Source organism: Flavobacterium rhamnosiphilum, from assembly GCF_004349195.1.
GTDB lineage: Bacteria > Bacteroidota > Bacteroidia > Flavobacteriales > Flavobacteriaceae > Flavobacterium > Flavobacterium rhamnosiphilum.
The window spans coordinates 105,634-119,570 of sequence record NZ_SMLG01000005.1 but is presented as its reverse complement, the minus strand read 5'-3'; the positions used below and the strand labels follow the sequence as shown (position 1 = coordinate 119,570).

The following is a 13,937-nucleotide window of genomic DNA, read 5'->3' as shown; positions in this document are numbered from 1 at the left end:
AATTAAAACACGAAACAGATGAAAATAAAATATATAACAATAGCTTTATTCTTTGGTATAATAACAACAATAAATGCACAGGACAATACTATTCCTAAATCGAATGGAGGAATAAAAGGAGGTTATAATTTAGCAGCCGTAAGTTTTGACGGAGATGGAGAAACAGGACAACGACACGGTTTTCATATAGGAGTTTATGGCGAGTCTTTTATTAGCGAAAGCTTTTCTATCCAACCTGAACTAATGTATTCTCAACAAGGCTATGAAATAACAAATAGCAGTGGGACTTTTACGCAAAAATTGGATTACATCAATTTGCCGCTAATGCTTAAAGCCTATCCTTCTCAAAATTTCTTTTTGGAAGCGGGTCCACAAATTGGCTTGGCAGTTTCGCATAAAGAAGAATATGATGGATTTTTTAGTAGTTCACAAGAGTATGATCCTAATAATTTTGATTGGGGAGTTAACTTTGGAGGAGGATTTAAAACCGATTCTGGTATCAGTTTAGGAGTGCGCTATCATTTAGGTTTAGGAGATTTGTATGATGAAGGCAAAGCACAAAACAGAGTTTGGCAATTCTCATTAGGGTTTGATTTGTAATTTAAATAGCTTTAAAAATAGAATGCCCAAGAAAATTTCTTGGGCATTTTTTTAAGTGTTTTCGAAAGTAAAATAAAGAGAATTGGTAATATAAAAACAGTTTTTTTCGTGGTCAAAGTATGATTTTCATTTGGACCATGTTTATAAATTTACTTAATCATCAGTATTAACAAAATTTGAAAATGACTATTTAGTAAAAATCAATATCTTTGAACTCAAATTAGACATAGAATGATTACTAAAGTAGCACCAACACAATTAGAGCAATACTTTCAACAGTTTCGCGATAACATAATCGGAATAGATCAAGAGTTTGAATCTCCTTACGGACGAAAACAAATTATTTATACGGATTGGACGGCGAGTGGTCGTTTGTATCGTCCTATTGAAGAAAAATTAATGAATCAATTTGGTCCTTTTGTGGCCAATACCCATACAGAAACTACGGTTTCGGGAACAGCAATGACGAAAGCGTATCATCAGGCGCGCCATATTATCAAACATCACGTAAATGCCAGTGCTGACGATGTCTTGATTACTGACGGAACAGGAATGACAGGTGTTGTTAATAAATTTCAGCGTATTTTGGGTTTAAAAGTTCCTGAAAACTTAAAAAATTTCATCACTATCCCAGCCGAAAAGAAACCAATTGTTTTTATTTCGCACATGGAGCACCATTCGAATCAAACGTCTTGGTTAGAAACCATTGCTGATGTTGAAGTTATTCCTTCTTCAGAAGATGGCTTATTCAGTATAGAAAATCTTGAATTGTTATTAGAAAAATATAAAGAGCGACCTTTTAAAATAGCTTCGATCACATCTTGTTCGAATGTTACGGGAATCAGAACTCCGTATCATGAAGTGGCGAAAATAATGCATCAAAACAACGGACTTTGTTTCGTGGATTTTGCTTGTTCAGGACCTTATGTGAAAATCGACATGCATCCTGAAGATGCGGAAAGTTATTTGGATGCGATTTTCTTTTCGCCTCATAAATTCCTTGGCGGACCTGGAACTTGTGGAGTTTTGGTTTTTAATAAAAAATTATACCAAAATTTAGTTCCGGATAATCCGGGTGGCGGAACAGTAAGTTGGACGAATCCTTGGGGAGAACACAAATACATCGATAATATTGAAGATAGGGAAGATGGTGGTACTCCGGGGTTTCTTCAGGTAATAAAAACTGCATTGGCTGTTCAGTTGAAAGAGCAAATGGGAATTGAAAATATCTTAAAAAGAGAGCACGAAATAGTAGATTATATTTTTTCGGAATTAGGAAATGTTTCCAATATTAAAATTCTTGCAGGACAGCACCATGATAGGTTAGGGGTGATTTCTTTCTTTGTGGAAGATTTGCATTTTAACTTGGGTGTGAAATTACTGAATGATAAATTCGGAATTCAAACCCGTGGCGGTTGCAGTTGTGCAGGAACCTACGGTCACTTTTTATTGCACGTAGACCAGGAAACATCCCATAAATTAATTGACGAAATTACTCTTGGAGATTTAATCAGAAAACCGGGCTGGATTAGAATGTCTATTCATCCTACAACTACAAATACCGAAATTGAATTTGTTTGTAACGGAATAAAAGCATTGGCTGAAAATCATAAAACGTGGGCTTTGGATTATGATTATAATCCTGCCACCAATGAGTTTATAAATAAGAATGCACAACCTTTAGAAGATGAATTGGTAAAAAACTGGTTTTCTTTATAATTGTTGCCGTTTTAAAAGAGTTAAAAAAAAATCACTTATCATACAACACTATTGTTTATGATAAGTGATTTTTTTTCTGAACACCTTGACTGAATACTGCTAACGGAACACTATCTTCTGTGTTTCCATCTTTTATGCGTCCAGAAATAATATTCAGGAGCTTCCAGAATCTGTTTTTCTACTTCTCGTAAAAAGGTACTGGTAATTTCAAAATCAGGAATTGATCTGGGATTATCTGTAATGGGTACAAAAGTAGCTTCATAAAAACCTCTTTTTACTTTTTTTACTTTTACAAAAAGAACATTCAAATCGTATTTTTTGGCAAGCATTTCGGCACCGGTATGAACAGGCACTTCTACACCCATAAATTTATCCCAATGAAAGGCTCTATTCAATTTTGGAGATTGATCACTGGCTAATCCATACATACTAAGAATACCCTTTTTTTGATTTTCTGCCATCAACGGAATCGCTTTTTTTGTTTCCACTAATTCAGCATTGTATTTGGATCGAATGTCTCGTATCAGTTTATCAAAGTATTTATTGGCAATTTTTTTATAAACGCCTATTCCTTTAAAATTTGTTTTAGCGTTGAAAGACAATAACCACTCCCAACTCGCATAATGGGATGCCAATAAAACGGTACTTTTTCCTTTGTCTTCGAATTCTTTCACCAATTCAATATTGGTAATCACAAATCTTTTATTCATCTCATCTGATGAAATAGTCATCGTTTTTATCATTTCTAAAAACATATCACACAAATGGTGGTATGATTTTTTTTCGATGACAAGACGTTCCTTGTCACTAAGATGGGGGAAAGCCAAGGCTAAATTATATTTAACCGTTTTTTTGCGGTAGCCAATAATATAATAAACGATTAAATAGATACAATCAGAAAACCAATAGAAAACCCTAAATGGCAGAATGGAAATAATCCATAAAAGCGGAAAGGTCAAGATAAAAACAAGAAATTGCATGCCGTTATTTTTCTTGCAAATATAAGTCAAAAATGTAGATTGATATTAATTTTGACCGCTTACTGTATCGGTATTTTAGAATGACTATATTTACAATTCACAATAAACACACTTTATGAATACCGTTTTAATAGCAATAATTGTAGTAAATGTTTTAATTAGTTACAAGGGGTTTAACGACCTTTCTTTTTTTAGAAAATATGAATTTCATGTTGGGAGTATTCGGGCAGGAGAACAAATTAGAATGTTATCCTCAGGTTTTCTTCATGCTGACATGACCCATTTGATTTTTAATATGTTGACGCTTTGGTTTTTTGCGCCAGTAGTCATTAGTTATTTAGGTGCTTTTTCTTTTGGATTGATTTATTTTGGAAGTTTAATTTTTGGAAGTTTACTGACGATGGTTTTTCATAAAAATGATTATGGTTATAGAGCTGTAGGTGCATCTGGAGCGGTAACCGGAGTTTTGTACTCAGCAATATTATTACAGCCGGATATGATGTTGGGAATCTTTTTTATTATCCCAATGCCTGCTTATATTTTTGGAATCCTTTATTTATTGTATTCCATTTACGGTATGAAGGCTAAGAATGATAATATTGGACATACGGCTCATTTTGGAGGCGCTGTAGGAGGTTATTTGATTACATTGCTCAAAGAACCTACTTTGTTAGTAGATCACACTTTGATGGTGATATTATTAGCTATTCCAATAGTTATTCTTTTTATGATGGAAAAAATGGGAAAGCTATAATGGCACAACTTTTGTTTAGAAATCAATTCAATTAATTAAATTATATAAAAAATGAAAAAAGCACTACTAATTCTGTCTATTCTGTTTGTTTCGATGTCTTATGGACAAGAAGTTAAACAAGTTCCTCAAATAAACGTAAGTGGAGAAGGAAAAGTAAAGGTAATTCCGGATCAGGCTACTATAGCAGTTACTGTTGAGACAAAAGGGAATAATGCCAAAGACGTAAAAAAGCAAAATGATCAAAAGATTGAAGCGGTTTTAAAGTTTATCAAAAAAATGAACTTGGCACCGGCAGATTATAAAACGCAACGTGTTTCATTGAATCCACAATACGATTATGAAAAAAAGAAACACAGTTATAATGCGACTCAAACAATCGAAATTTTATTGAGAGATTTATCAACGTATGATGAATTGATGGAAGGATTAGTTGACGAAGGAATTAATAGAATTGACAATGTTACTTTTCAATCTTCAAAGTTGGCACAATATCAATCAGAAGCTAGAAAATTAGCGATGAAAGAGGCTAAATTGAAAGCAGAGGATTATGTTTCTGTTTTAGGACAAAAAGTTGGGCGTGCCATGACAATATCTGATAATTCACAAACCTATTATCCGCAACCAATGTATGCTGCAATGAAAACAATGGAAAGAAGTGATGCTAGTGCTCCAAGAGAAACGCTGGCTATTGGAGAAATCAATATTACTGCTAATGTAACTGTAAGTTTTATTTTAGAATAAAGAAGCTAAAATCATAATTAAAAAATCCCATCTCAGATTCAAAAATGAGATGGGATTTTTTTTTTGAATAAACTGCAATACGAAAGTATCAATTATTGTATATAAAAAAAACTCCTCAATTGCTTGAAGAGTTTTCGTGGGGAGAGCAGGATTCGAACCTGCGAAGTTTACACAGCAGATTTACAGTCTGCCCTCGTTGGCCGCTTGAGTATCTCCCCAAGACTCAATAAGCATTGCTTATTGTGCTAACCGGGTGCAAATATAGAAACACTTTTGAAGTTTCCAAACTATATTTGCACTTAATTTTACTATTATTTTTAATGCATTGGTATTGAATAAAATAAAAAAATCTCCACTAGGGAGATTTTTTGTTTTATAGCGATAAATGGGGTTATTTTGCTAAAAGTTCTAAAACTTTTGCTCTAAGTTCCGCACCTCTTAAATCTTTTGCGACTACATTTCCTGATGCATCAAGAATAAAAGTAGCCGGTATCGATTCTACTTTATATTGCTTAGCTATAGGTTCATCCCAAAATTTCAAATTTGAAACATGATTCCATGTTAGTTTATCTTTTGCAATAGCATCTTTCCAGGCTTTGGCATCTTTATCTAAAGAGACACCAATTATGTTTAGACCTTTGCTGTGTAACTCTTTGTATAGAGCTACAACATTTGGGTTTTCTTGTCGACAAGGTCCACACCATGAAGCCCAAAAGTCAACGATTGTAACCTTTCCTAAATTTTCTTTTAGAGAAATTGTTTTCCCTTGGGGATTAGGACCTGAAAAATCGGCTCTTCATTTAGCTTCAGCAGCCGGAGCTGATGGAGCAGGAGCAGCTCCTACAGAAGGCATTTTCATTTCAGCAAGTTTAGCTTTGATGGCAATACCTGGTTTTGTTTTTTTCAATGATTCTTCTAAGCTGTTGTATAATTTTTCAGATTTTGCAACATCAGCAGTTGGATCATTTAACATACCTTGTATAATCAAAGCAGAAATAAATGCTTTAGGATGTGTTTCTGCATAAGTTACGTATTTAGCTTTTGAAGCTACACCAACTTCTTCTTGAATTTTAGAAAATTCTTGCATCAACTTATTGATAACTACTGTATCTTTAGTTTGTTGAGCAGTTTCCATAGCTTTCATGTTTTTGGTTTGAAAATCCATAAGTTTCTTTTGAACTTTAGTGATTTCTTCATTGAATGCTACGTATTCGTCGTTATTATAAGTTCCAGAGACTTTAGATTTTTGAATACTGTCTTTGTTAATAGCGATAGTTACTTCTCCATTTTCAAGTATGAAAGGTATTTTAGCTTGCGCTCCTTCTAATTGAATCGTATAAAATGATGGTTCAGTAATTGTCCCTTTCATTTCAAATTTACCATTTTCAACTTTTACGGTATCTTTTGCAAGCAATCCCATGCCATTCGCATCTTGTGTCTCCAAGATAATTGTTTTACCATTTTCAATTCCTGTTGCAGTCCCTGAAATGATGTATTCATCTTTGCCAACTTTGCTACAAGAAATTAAAACAACAGCAGCAGAAAGTAATAAAATTATTTTTTTCATTATTAATTAGTTAATTAAGTTAAGGTTGCAAAAGTATTTAAAATTATAAATTATTAATAATTTTACAGCCTAAATTTTTGTTATTATTTTTCATTCTTAATTAGGAATTGATCTGTATTCTATTTGTAGTCATTCTGTATCATAATGAATGAGGTGTATTCATTGTTTGAAAGGATAGTTTGTTCCGAAAAAAAGAATCTTGTTTTAATTATGGTTGTGTCTCTTTTATTGAAAAATCATTTTTTGATTCATACTTCAGTATAGCAGATTTTGTATGTTCTATCTCATTTTCCGTAATCTTTATGTTCAGGTTTACAGTTCTTAATTCTTTATGCAAAATGGAACAAATGGGATTCGTTTTGAGATTAAAATCAATTTGTGCTTTTTGTTTTTCAAGAACAGCAAGCGTTTCTTTAGCTTTCTTATATTGAAATTGGTACAGAACACATGAGTCTTTCATGATTGGTCGCTTTAAGGAGTAGTTTTCTAGGCTTGCTAAAATACTTAAAACAAGTTGATTATAAACGATAATTAATTATTTTTTTTACAAAATAATTATAAAGAAAATAGGTGAAAATAAAAAAGCACCCTTTAGAAGGATGCTTAGCTATTTGTGCTCTTGTAAAAACTAGTCTTGGTTGATTGTTTTTCTCCAAGTAAAAGAATTCAAGATATGTCTTTTTGCAAATCTTCCAGGAGAATCAGCATTTACCATTTTTACATAAGTTGCTTTAGGCACACTGATGTATTCGTAAACACTACCATTTGAAAAATTAATAATTAATCTTCCTTCAACAAACTTGTAATCTGAAATTGTAGCAGTTGCTATAGTTTCAGTATATTCAGGTAAGTTTTGTTTAAGAGTTTCAGGATTGATACTTACCAAGAAATGATATGCTTCAATAATTTTTTTACTATTTTCTTCAGCAGCTTTCAATCCGGTTTCATCGCCCTGAAATTTGTCAGGATGCGCTTCTTTCATAGCGTTACGATAAATCGTTTTCAAATCTTTTAGCTCTGCAGTTTTATCTACATTTAGCAGTTTGCGGTATTCAACTATTTTTTTCATAAATAAGGTAACTACTTGTCTTTTAGTATTAAATCAATGTAATTTGATTTCAAAATCGACAAATTTTTTGCAAAGGTACACTTTTTTTTATTTTTTTAGTTTGTGACAAAAAAATATTCAAAAAAAAGAACTTAAATTCTATTCTTTTGTTAAAAAAGTAAGATAAAAATGTACTATTGTTGTGGTTTATTATTGGCTTTGTCGAAATTTTTAGACTTTTTCGGATATTTATTATAACTGATATCGCTTGGATTTTCAATGATTGATTTTATTGTAATCCAATCACCAACAGTATGTTTTTGGGCCATTTTATAATCTAAAAGATATTCCCCACAAAAAAAGTTGTTGTTTTCATCTTTTTCCATAATTCCGGTGTAAACACCTTTTTGTAACATTCTTTCTTCAGAAGCTTTGGTCATAATCAATTTATTTTTACTAATTCTAGTTGGCAAAGTTAATCAAATATTACTTGTCTTGCTCTATTTTAGACTTTCTGATTACCTTTGTTTAATGGAAAAAATATTTCGTCCCAACCCCAATTCCTTCAAAAATACTTTTTGTGTCTTTCATGAAGCGTCTTTGGACAGCATAAATGGATTAGAACTTCAATACGACAGTAAATCGGGAAGTAAATATTATTATACTAAAGTGGGAATGTATCGCTTGTCGAATCACTGGGGACGATTGGCTAACAGTAAATGGCGTTTAGAACCATTAGAACCAGAAATAGATTCTAAAATAAAATTAGGTTTTGCGCCTTGGATCAATTTTTATCCAGATAATGCTCTAGATGAATTATATTATTTAGAAGCCAATTATCTAAAGAAAACGGTCAATTATCAACATAGGAACAATCCAAGCTATGATAAAAAAGCCATACTTAGAACCAGTTTTGAAACTACAAAAAGAATCAAGCAAGTCCGAAATTTATTTAATTTGACTTCTTGGGCTAAGTATTTTGATTATGAAGATTTGGATTTTTTGAGAAAGAAAATAATTGATGAATTAATCTTTACCAATAAATCTTTGGAAGAAATAAAAAAAGAATTGAAATAAATCTAAGGGATGATTGATACAAACGTTACATTTTAATCATTCGAAGCAATCAATACTAAATCATTTATAGTGACAGGTTTAGATAAATAACCCAATATGTCTGTATAGGTTTTCGATTTGTTTTTGTCCTCAGCTGCAATAGAGGAGCTTACGATATATACGGTGATTGGTTTGCTGAATTTAGATTTTATTAACCCCATTTTTTCCATGAATTCCCAGCCATCCATGATTGGCATATTGATATCCAATAGGATTATATCTGGAAGTATTTCAGTAGTATCCAGTTTATGATGTACTGTGTCGTGCAATGCGTCTATAGCTTCTTTCCCGTTTTTGAAAGTAGTAACGATTGAAAACATTTCAGATCTTTGAATGATTTTATTAATGATGATTTGATAAATAGGATCATCATCGATTACCCAGATTGCTTTTTTTGTCATTGAATATAGATTTTAAATGTTGTTCCTATATTGGGTTTGCTTTCCACGGTTATATTTCCGCCCATGGCATCAATTTGATTTTTTGTAATAAATAATCCAATTCCTTTTGAATCAGAATTAGTAGAGAATGTTTTGTACATCCCGAAAATTTTATCCGCGTTTTTAACAAGGTCAATACCGATACCATTATCGGAAATCTGAAGTACTTTTGTGTCGTTCTCCTCTATCCATTGAATGACTATAATTGGTTTTCGTTCCGGATGACTATATCTGATTGAGTTAGAAATAATGTTGTAAAGAATACTCTCCAGATAGGCTGGATTATAATTTATCATCACATTCTCTGGCATGATAGTAGAAATGGAAACATCTTTTGAGGTTATTTGCTCCGAAAGCACTTTTTGAACAGTATCTAAATACTGCTGTAAGTTCAAAGATTCAGATACTAAACCTATATTAGCCCTTATATTTATGACCTCGTTTAAGTGAACCATTGTTTCATTTAAGGAATTAGAAACAGATTTCAATAATTGTATCATTTCATCTTTCTCTTCTTCTGATTCAGAAGATTCTATCAAAGACATAATAGAGGCAATGTTGCTGGTATGTGATCTTAAATTATGAGAAACAATATAGGAAAAGTTAAGTAGCCTTTTGTTTTGTTCAGTCACTAAATTGAAAGAGTCATTTAAATCTTTCTCTGCTTCTTTTGTCTTTGTAATATCAATCATTATACCTCGCAAACTAAAAGCCTGACCATTTTCGGAAATTACATTTACAATATCTCTTAGCCAAACAACAGCTCCGTTCTTTGCAATCATCCGATACTCAAAATCATGATTTAAATTCCCTTTAGTTTTTAAAGCACAATAATTCATGGTCCATTCCTTATCTTCAGGATGAATATGGTCAGCCCAAAAGGTTTTACTCGCTAACCATTCCTCAGAAGTATATCCTAATATTTTTTCTGATTTTTGACTTATAAAATTAAAAGCGAAGGTTTTAGCATCACATTCCCAAACTATTCCATCAATAGTATTAATTAGGGATTCAACTCTTTGCTGTGATTTAAGAATTAAATTTTCCGATGATTTACGGTCTGTAATATCTTCAGTAGAGACAATAATTCTTTCCAATGTTTTTTCATAACCTCGAATGACATTCCATCTTAAATTTACATCTCGGTATTGACCAAAAGAATTTTTTATTGTAGAATCGGTAATCAATTGTTTTTCGCCTTGAGTAATCGCAATGAGCTGTTTTGTAAAACCATCAATAGATTCTTTAGAAATGATTTGATCAAGTCCTGCGATTAATTCTTTTTTAGATTTGACCTCATGAAGCTTTAAACATACATTGTTGACATCAATTACTTTAACTAAGGAAATGCATTCCTTTACAACGTCAGGATGCTCATTTAAATAAAGTAAAACCTCTTTTGAATCTTTATGGATAAGGTTCAATTCTTCAAGATAGTTTTTTACTTTCGAGAAATCTTCTTCCCACAAAGGTATTGGAGAATCTTCAAAGAGACTTTTAAATCGTATTTCACTTTTTTTGATTATTTCATCGGTTTCTTTTTGTAAAGTAATATCTTCAGCAATAATGATATTGGTACTTGGTCTTGCACTTGTTTCCAAAAGTGGCGTAACGGTCAAGTTTGCCCAAACAATTTTTCCTGATTTAGTGCGGTATTGTTTTACGCCAGAATTTTCCGGAATAATTTTTTTATCCTTTCTTTCCTTGTTCGATACTCCATTGGAATTGGTTACCAGTTGAAAATTTTGCTCCCTCATTTCCTGTGACGTATAGCCTAGCATGTTGCAGTATTGTTTATTAATTTCGATATAAGTACCGGAACTGGCATCGACAAGTGCTATTCCTACAGAGGCTTGATCGAAAATGGTTTTAAATTTTATTTCACTATTCAAGAGTTTTGTTGCTTGAGTATTTACTAAAAATTGTAATTCTTCCGGTATTTTTAATAAAGTGTATATCAAAATACCAAAAAGTGCGGCTAATATAAATCCAATAATTGCTGGAATTAGAATCTGGGCATAAAAATAATTCGGATGCTTAGATATTAGGTATAATTTCCAATCACCATCCGGAATAATTGTTGAGATATTGTATTTTTCAGAAAAATCAGTTTTATTTGGTAAGTAAAAAATTTCCTTTTTGGTCGTTGTATTTTTCTTTGAAAACTGAAAATAATATTTTGAATCATCAACAGTATTTATTCCTGAAGATTTCAATAAATTATCTAATTTAATTATAACTGCTGAAAATCCCCAAAATTTATTGTTCCGAAAAACGGGAAACCTTCCTACAATTCCCATTCCGCCTTGTCTTAATTTAAGTGGACCGGCAAAATACATCTTTTGAGAGGAAACTGATTTTAAGGCTTCTTCTTTAAGATAAGGAGAAGCTAAAATATTTAGATTTATAGCAGCTTCGTTCCCTTTTATGGGATAAATGTACTTTATCACTCCATTAGGGACCAATTGGACAGCATTAATATTGGTATTTGATTCCATCAGTTTTTTACCTACATCATCAAAATTTTCTGGAATGCCCAGGTCATTAATAGTCAATGCTAATGTTAATGTAGTCGTATAACAGTTTTTTAGTGATTGCTCTATATTTTGATTAACAATGCGAAGTGTATTATTCATTTCTCGTTGCTCACCTTCTTTTATAAGTTGATATTGCTGAGAGACGATAAATCCTGCTACATAACTCAGGAATATGAAAGTGATAAAACCCGTTGTTTTTGGCCTGTCTAAGAACCATCTGATGAATTTAGGGTATTTTTTATTGTCCATTTGTACTATTTGGAAGAATTCAGAATGCTCAATTTTTTTGTAAATAAATATATATAAAAATAGTATAACGGCATAATGTTTTATTAGTATGGTTAAATTATTAATTTTTAGGGTATTAAAATGTTTAATCCTATTGATTGTAACATCAAATGTATATAAAAACTACTATTTGTAAAAAAAAAGTGTGTTAGCTTGTTAAAAAAATATAAATAATTAGAGAAAACACAGGGAATAATAAAATGGATCATTATCTAAAATGATAAATTATCAAATTAAAAACAATTTGAATTTCAATAAATAAGCCGAACTTTGCAGGAGTTCCTAAATCGGATAATTGATTTGAGAGTTAAAAGATAAATGCCATGAGTAGAAATAACGAAAGAAACATAAAAAAGCACAATGATAAGTTGCATAAGGCTCAGGATAAAGTAAAACAGGCTGAGATTCTCCGCAAAGAAAAACTAAAACAAATTGTTAAAAAGTTTAATGAAGATAAGGCTTCAGAAAAATAATTAAAGATGGAAAACAATAAATTTACGGATCTAAAAAAAGGTGTTCAGGAAATAATTGATTTGATTGCCAGTAAAAATGGGAAAGAGGCTAATAACAAATTGGCTGAAGTCAGTGAGGATCTGGATGAATTACTTGATTTTGCAGAAGATGATGAAGATCTAATCGAAATCAGTAAGTATCAAGTACTGTTGAATCAATTGCAACAAAAAATAATTGCACTTAATGGTCAATTATAACCGATAGATTTCAATAGTTTTTAGATAAAATGACAACAATAAAATGTCCTTGTGGCTCTCAGGAAAATTTTAAGGAGTGTTGTGAACCATTTATTAATGGAACTCAAAAAGCACCAACTGCTGAAGCTTTAATGCGTTCCCGTTATTCGGCTTATGCAACACATGCAGCTGAATATTTATTGGCAACAACCCATATTTCAGAGAGAAAATACTATTCGAAATCCGATATTCTTAATTGGGCTACTTCAAATCAATGGCTTCAATTAGAAATTATAAAGGCTACAGAAAACACGGTGGAGTTCAAAGCCTACTTTTTGGACAATAAACTACAGAAACAACTACATCATGAACGGTCTACTTTTAAATTCGAAAATGGAAGTTGGTTTTATGTGGATGGGAAGTTTTTTGATTGAATCTAGCTTTTGTATGTTCTCTATTTAATAATTATAAAAAATGGTATTATGATTAGAAATGTCTTTTTTAGTATTGTTTTATTAACTATTGTAAGTTGTAAAACCAATAAAGTACCAATTCAAATTAGCTCTGAAACCGAGTCAACTCCAGCCTACAAAGAACAAATGGAAAACTTAGAGCAAATGATTTATTTTAGAGCTACAGGTAATGAACCTTTTTGGAGTTTAAAAATATCAGACAATAATATCGTTTTTGCATCATTGAATGCGGGATTTGAATCTTTCAATGCGCCATTTGTAGCACCAATACGAGCCATGGATGCCAATGTGAAAATGTATCGTGTTGCTACAGAATCTGGAAATATGAATATCGAAATTAGGCAGGAAGAATGCATTAACTCTATGTCGGGTGCTATTTCTCCTTATGTTGTTAAAATCGAAATAACTAAAGGAAAAACAGATAATAGTATTGTTTTTAATGGTTGTGGAACCTACATTACAGATGCTAAGTTACATGATATTTGGGTGTTAGAAAAAATGAATGGAGAGAATGTAACTCGTACGAAGTTCAAAAGAGAGTTTCCAAGAATTGAAATTAATGCAACTACAAATAAATTTTTTGGATTTGGAGGTTGTAATACCATGAATGGATCTCTATTTTTTGAGAAAGGACTTTTACGATTCACAAACATAGCTTCTACTATGATGGCTTGTGAACCACAAAATAGAGAAAGTGAGTTTCTTACTTCTTTGCAAAGTACCACTTCTTATAGCGTTGAAAATATGAAACTAACGTTGAAAAATCAATCCGGAATTGAATTGATATTCAAAAAAGTAGATTAATTTTAATCATTCTGATTAAAAAATCACAGCTCAGTTGTGATTTTTTTTTTGCGACAGTTTTGCTAAAAATTAATAAACGTTTGCTTGAAGGATATTAAATTCAACTCTTTGGGTGTAATTGTTTAAAACGTCAGTTCGAGTGTTTTTTGTGGAGTAAAACGGAACAAAAAATGTATCGAGA

The 13,937-nt window shown here is 31.7% G+C and carries 16 protein-coding genes, 1 tRNA gene and 1 pseudogene; 9 read left to right on the top strand and 9 right to left on the bottom strand.

What is annotated here, in order from left to right:
- The first annotated feature begins 18 nt into the window (after positions 1–18).
- Together E0I26_RS08410 and E0I26_RS08405 are read left to right on the top strand one after the other, a co-directional pair.
- Positions 19–600 (top strand): porin family protein, encoded by a 582-nt coding sequence (locus E0I26_RS08410; protein WP_131916047.1) that lies wholly within the window; start codon positions 19–21, stop codon positions 598–600.
- A gap of 231 nt (positions 601–831) precedes the next feature.
- On the top strand, positions 832–2,319 hold the full coding sequence (locus E0I26_RS08405) for an aminotransferase class V-fold PLP-dependent enzyme (RefSeq protein WP_131916046.1): 1,488 nt from the start codon (positions 832–834) through the stop codon (positions 2,317–2,319).
- Between the two features lie 110 nt (positions 2,320–2,429).
- Here E0I26_RS08405 and E0I26_RS08400 read toward each other — a convergent pair whose 3' ends face one another.
- Positions 2,430–3,299: a lysophospholipid acyltransferase family protein gene (locus tag E0I26_RS08400; RefSeq protein WP_131916045.1), complete on the bottom strand. Its 870-nt coding sequence runs from the start codon at positions 3,297–3,299 to the stop codon at positions 2,430–2,432.
- 115 nt (positions 3,300–3,414) lie between these two features.
- On the opposite strand from E0I26_RS08400, the gene E0I26_RS08395 reads away from it, so the two are divergent.
- Positions 3,415–4,053, top strand: a complete 639-nt coding sequence (locus E0I26_RS08395) for a rhomboid family intramembrane serine protease (protein ID WP_131916044.1) — start codon at positions 3,415–3,417, stop codon at positions 4,051–4,053.
- Positions 4,054–4,104: 51 nt separating this feature from the next.
- The gene (locus tag E0I26_RS08390) at positions 4,105–4,794 is read left to right on the top strand and encodes an SIMPL domain-containing protein (protein WP_131916043.1); all 690 of its coding nucleotides are present in this window, start codon (positions 4,105–4,107) and stop codon (positions 4,792–4,794) included.
- A gap of 137 nt (positions 4,795–4,931) precedes the next feature.
- On the opposite strand, the gene E0I26_RS08385 is transcribed toward E0I26_RS08390, so the two are convergent.
- From E0I26_RS08385 to E0I26_RS08360, 6 genes and pseudogenes are all read right to left on the bottom strand, one after another.
- Positions 4,932–5,012: transfer RNA gene (locus E0I26_RS08385), tRNA-Tyr, on the bottom strand.
- Positions 5,013–5,185: 173 nt separating this feature from the next.
- Positions 5,186–5,572: pseudogene (locus E0I26_RS08380) on the bottom strand (TlpA family protein disulfide reductase); the annotation flags it as partial.
- Between the two features lie 18 nt (positions 5,573–5,590).
- Entirely contained in the window at positions 5,591–6,361 is a 771-nt protein-coding gene (locus E0I26_RS08375) for a DUF4369 domain-containing protein (RefSeq protein ID WP_131916041.1), read from the bottom strand.
- Positions 6,362–6,569: 208 nt separating this feature from the next.
- Positions 6,570–6,821, bottom strand: a complete 252-nt coding sequence (locus E0I26_RS08370) for a hypothetical protein (RefSeq protein ID WP_131916040.1) — start codon at positions 6,819–6,821, stop codon at positions 6,570–6,572.
- 168 nt (positions 6,822–6,989) lie between these two features.
- On the bottom strand, positions 6,990–7,430 hold the full coding sequence (locus tag E0I26_RS08365) for a KTSC domain-containing protein (RefSeq protein ID WP_131916039.1): 441 nt from the start codon (positions 7,428–7,430) through the stop codon (positions 6,990–6,992).
- A 173-nt stretch (positions 7,431–7,603) separates the two neighbouring features.
- A complete protein-coding gene (locus E0I26_RS08360) occupies positions 7,604–7,849 on the bottom strand; it encodes a hypothetical protein (RefSeq protein WP_035672083.1) in 246 nt (81 codons plus the stop codon).
- 91 nt (positions 7,850–7,940) lie between these two features.
- On the opposite strand from E0I26_RS08360, the gene E0I26_RS08355 reads away from it, so the two are divergent.
- Positions 7,941–8,486 carry a hypothetical protein gene (locus tag E0I26_RS08355; RefSeq protein WP_131916038.1) on the top strand — a complete coding sequence of 182 codons (546 nt, stop codon included), beginning with the start codon at positions 7,941–7,943 and terminating at the stop codon, positions 8,484–8,486.
- 32 nt (positions 8,487–8,518) lie between these two features.
- On the opposite strand, the gene E0I26_RS08350 is transcribed toward E0I26_RS08355, so the two are convergent.
- Both E0I26_RS08350 and E0I26_RS08345 read right to left on the bottom strand, forming a co-directional pair.
- Entirely contained in the window at positions 8,519–8,926 is a 408-nt protein-coding gene (locus tag E0I26_RS08350; RefSeq protein ID WP_131916037.1) for a response regulator, read from the bottom strand.
- Entirely contained in the window at positions 8,923–11,751 is a 2,829-nt protein-coding gene (locus E0I26_RS08345; RefSeq protein ID WP_131916036.1) for a PAS domain S-box protein, read from the bottom strand. Before E0I26_RS08345 ends, E0I26_RS08350 begins: the two co-directional genes overlap by 4 nt.
- Before the next feature lie 362 nt (positions 11,752–12,113).
- Here E0I26_RS08345 and E0I26_RS08340 point away from each other — a divergent pair, with 362 nt between their 5' ends.
- The 4 genes from E0I26_RS08340 to E0I26_RS08325 are packed head-to-tail and all read left to right on the top strand — an operon-like array spanning position 12,114 to position 13,756.
- The gene (locus tag E0I26_RS08340; protein WP_131916035.1) at positions 12,114–12,263 is read left to right on the top strand and encodes a hypothetical protein; all 150 of its coding nucleotides are present in this window, start codon (positions 12,114–12,116) and stop codon (positions 12,261–12,263) included.
- Positions 12,264–12,269: 6 nt separating this feature from the next.
- The gene (locus E0I26_RS08335) at positions 12,270–12,500 is read left to right on the top strand and encodes a hypothetical protein (RefSeq protein WP_131916034.1); all 231 of its coding nucleotides are present in this window, start codon (positions 12,270–12,272) and stop codon (positions 12,498–12,500) included.
- Positions 12,501–12,529: 29 nt separating this feature from the next.
- Entirely contained in the window at positions 12,530–12,913 is a 384-nt protein-coding gene (locus tag E0I26_RS08330; protein WP_131916033.1) for a YchJ family protein, read from the top strand.
- A 48-nt stretch (positions 12,914–12,961) separates the two neighbouring features.
- Complete coding sequence (locus tag E0I26_RS08325) at positions 12,962–13,756, top strand: META domain-containing protein (RefSeq protein WP_131916032.1); 795 nt, start codon at positions 12,962–12,964, stop codon at positions 13,754–13,756.
- The last annotated feature ends 181 nt before the right edge of the window (positions 13,757–13,937 follow it).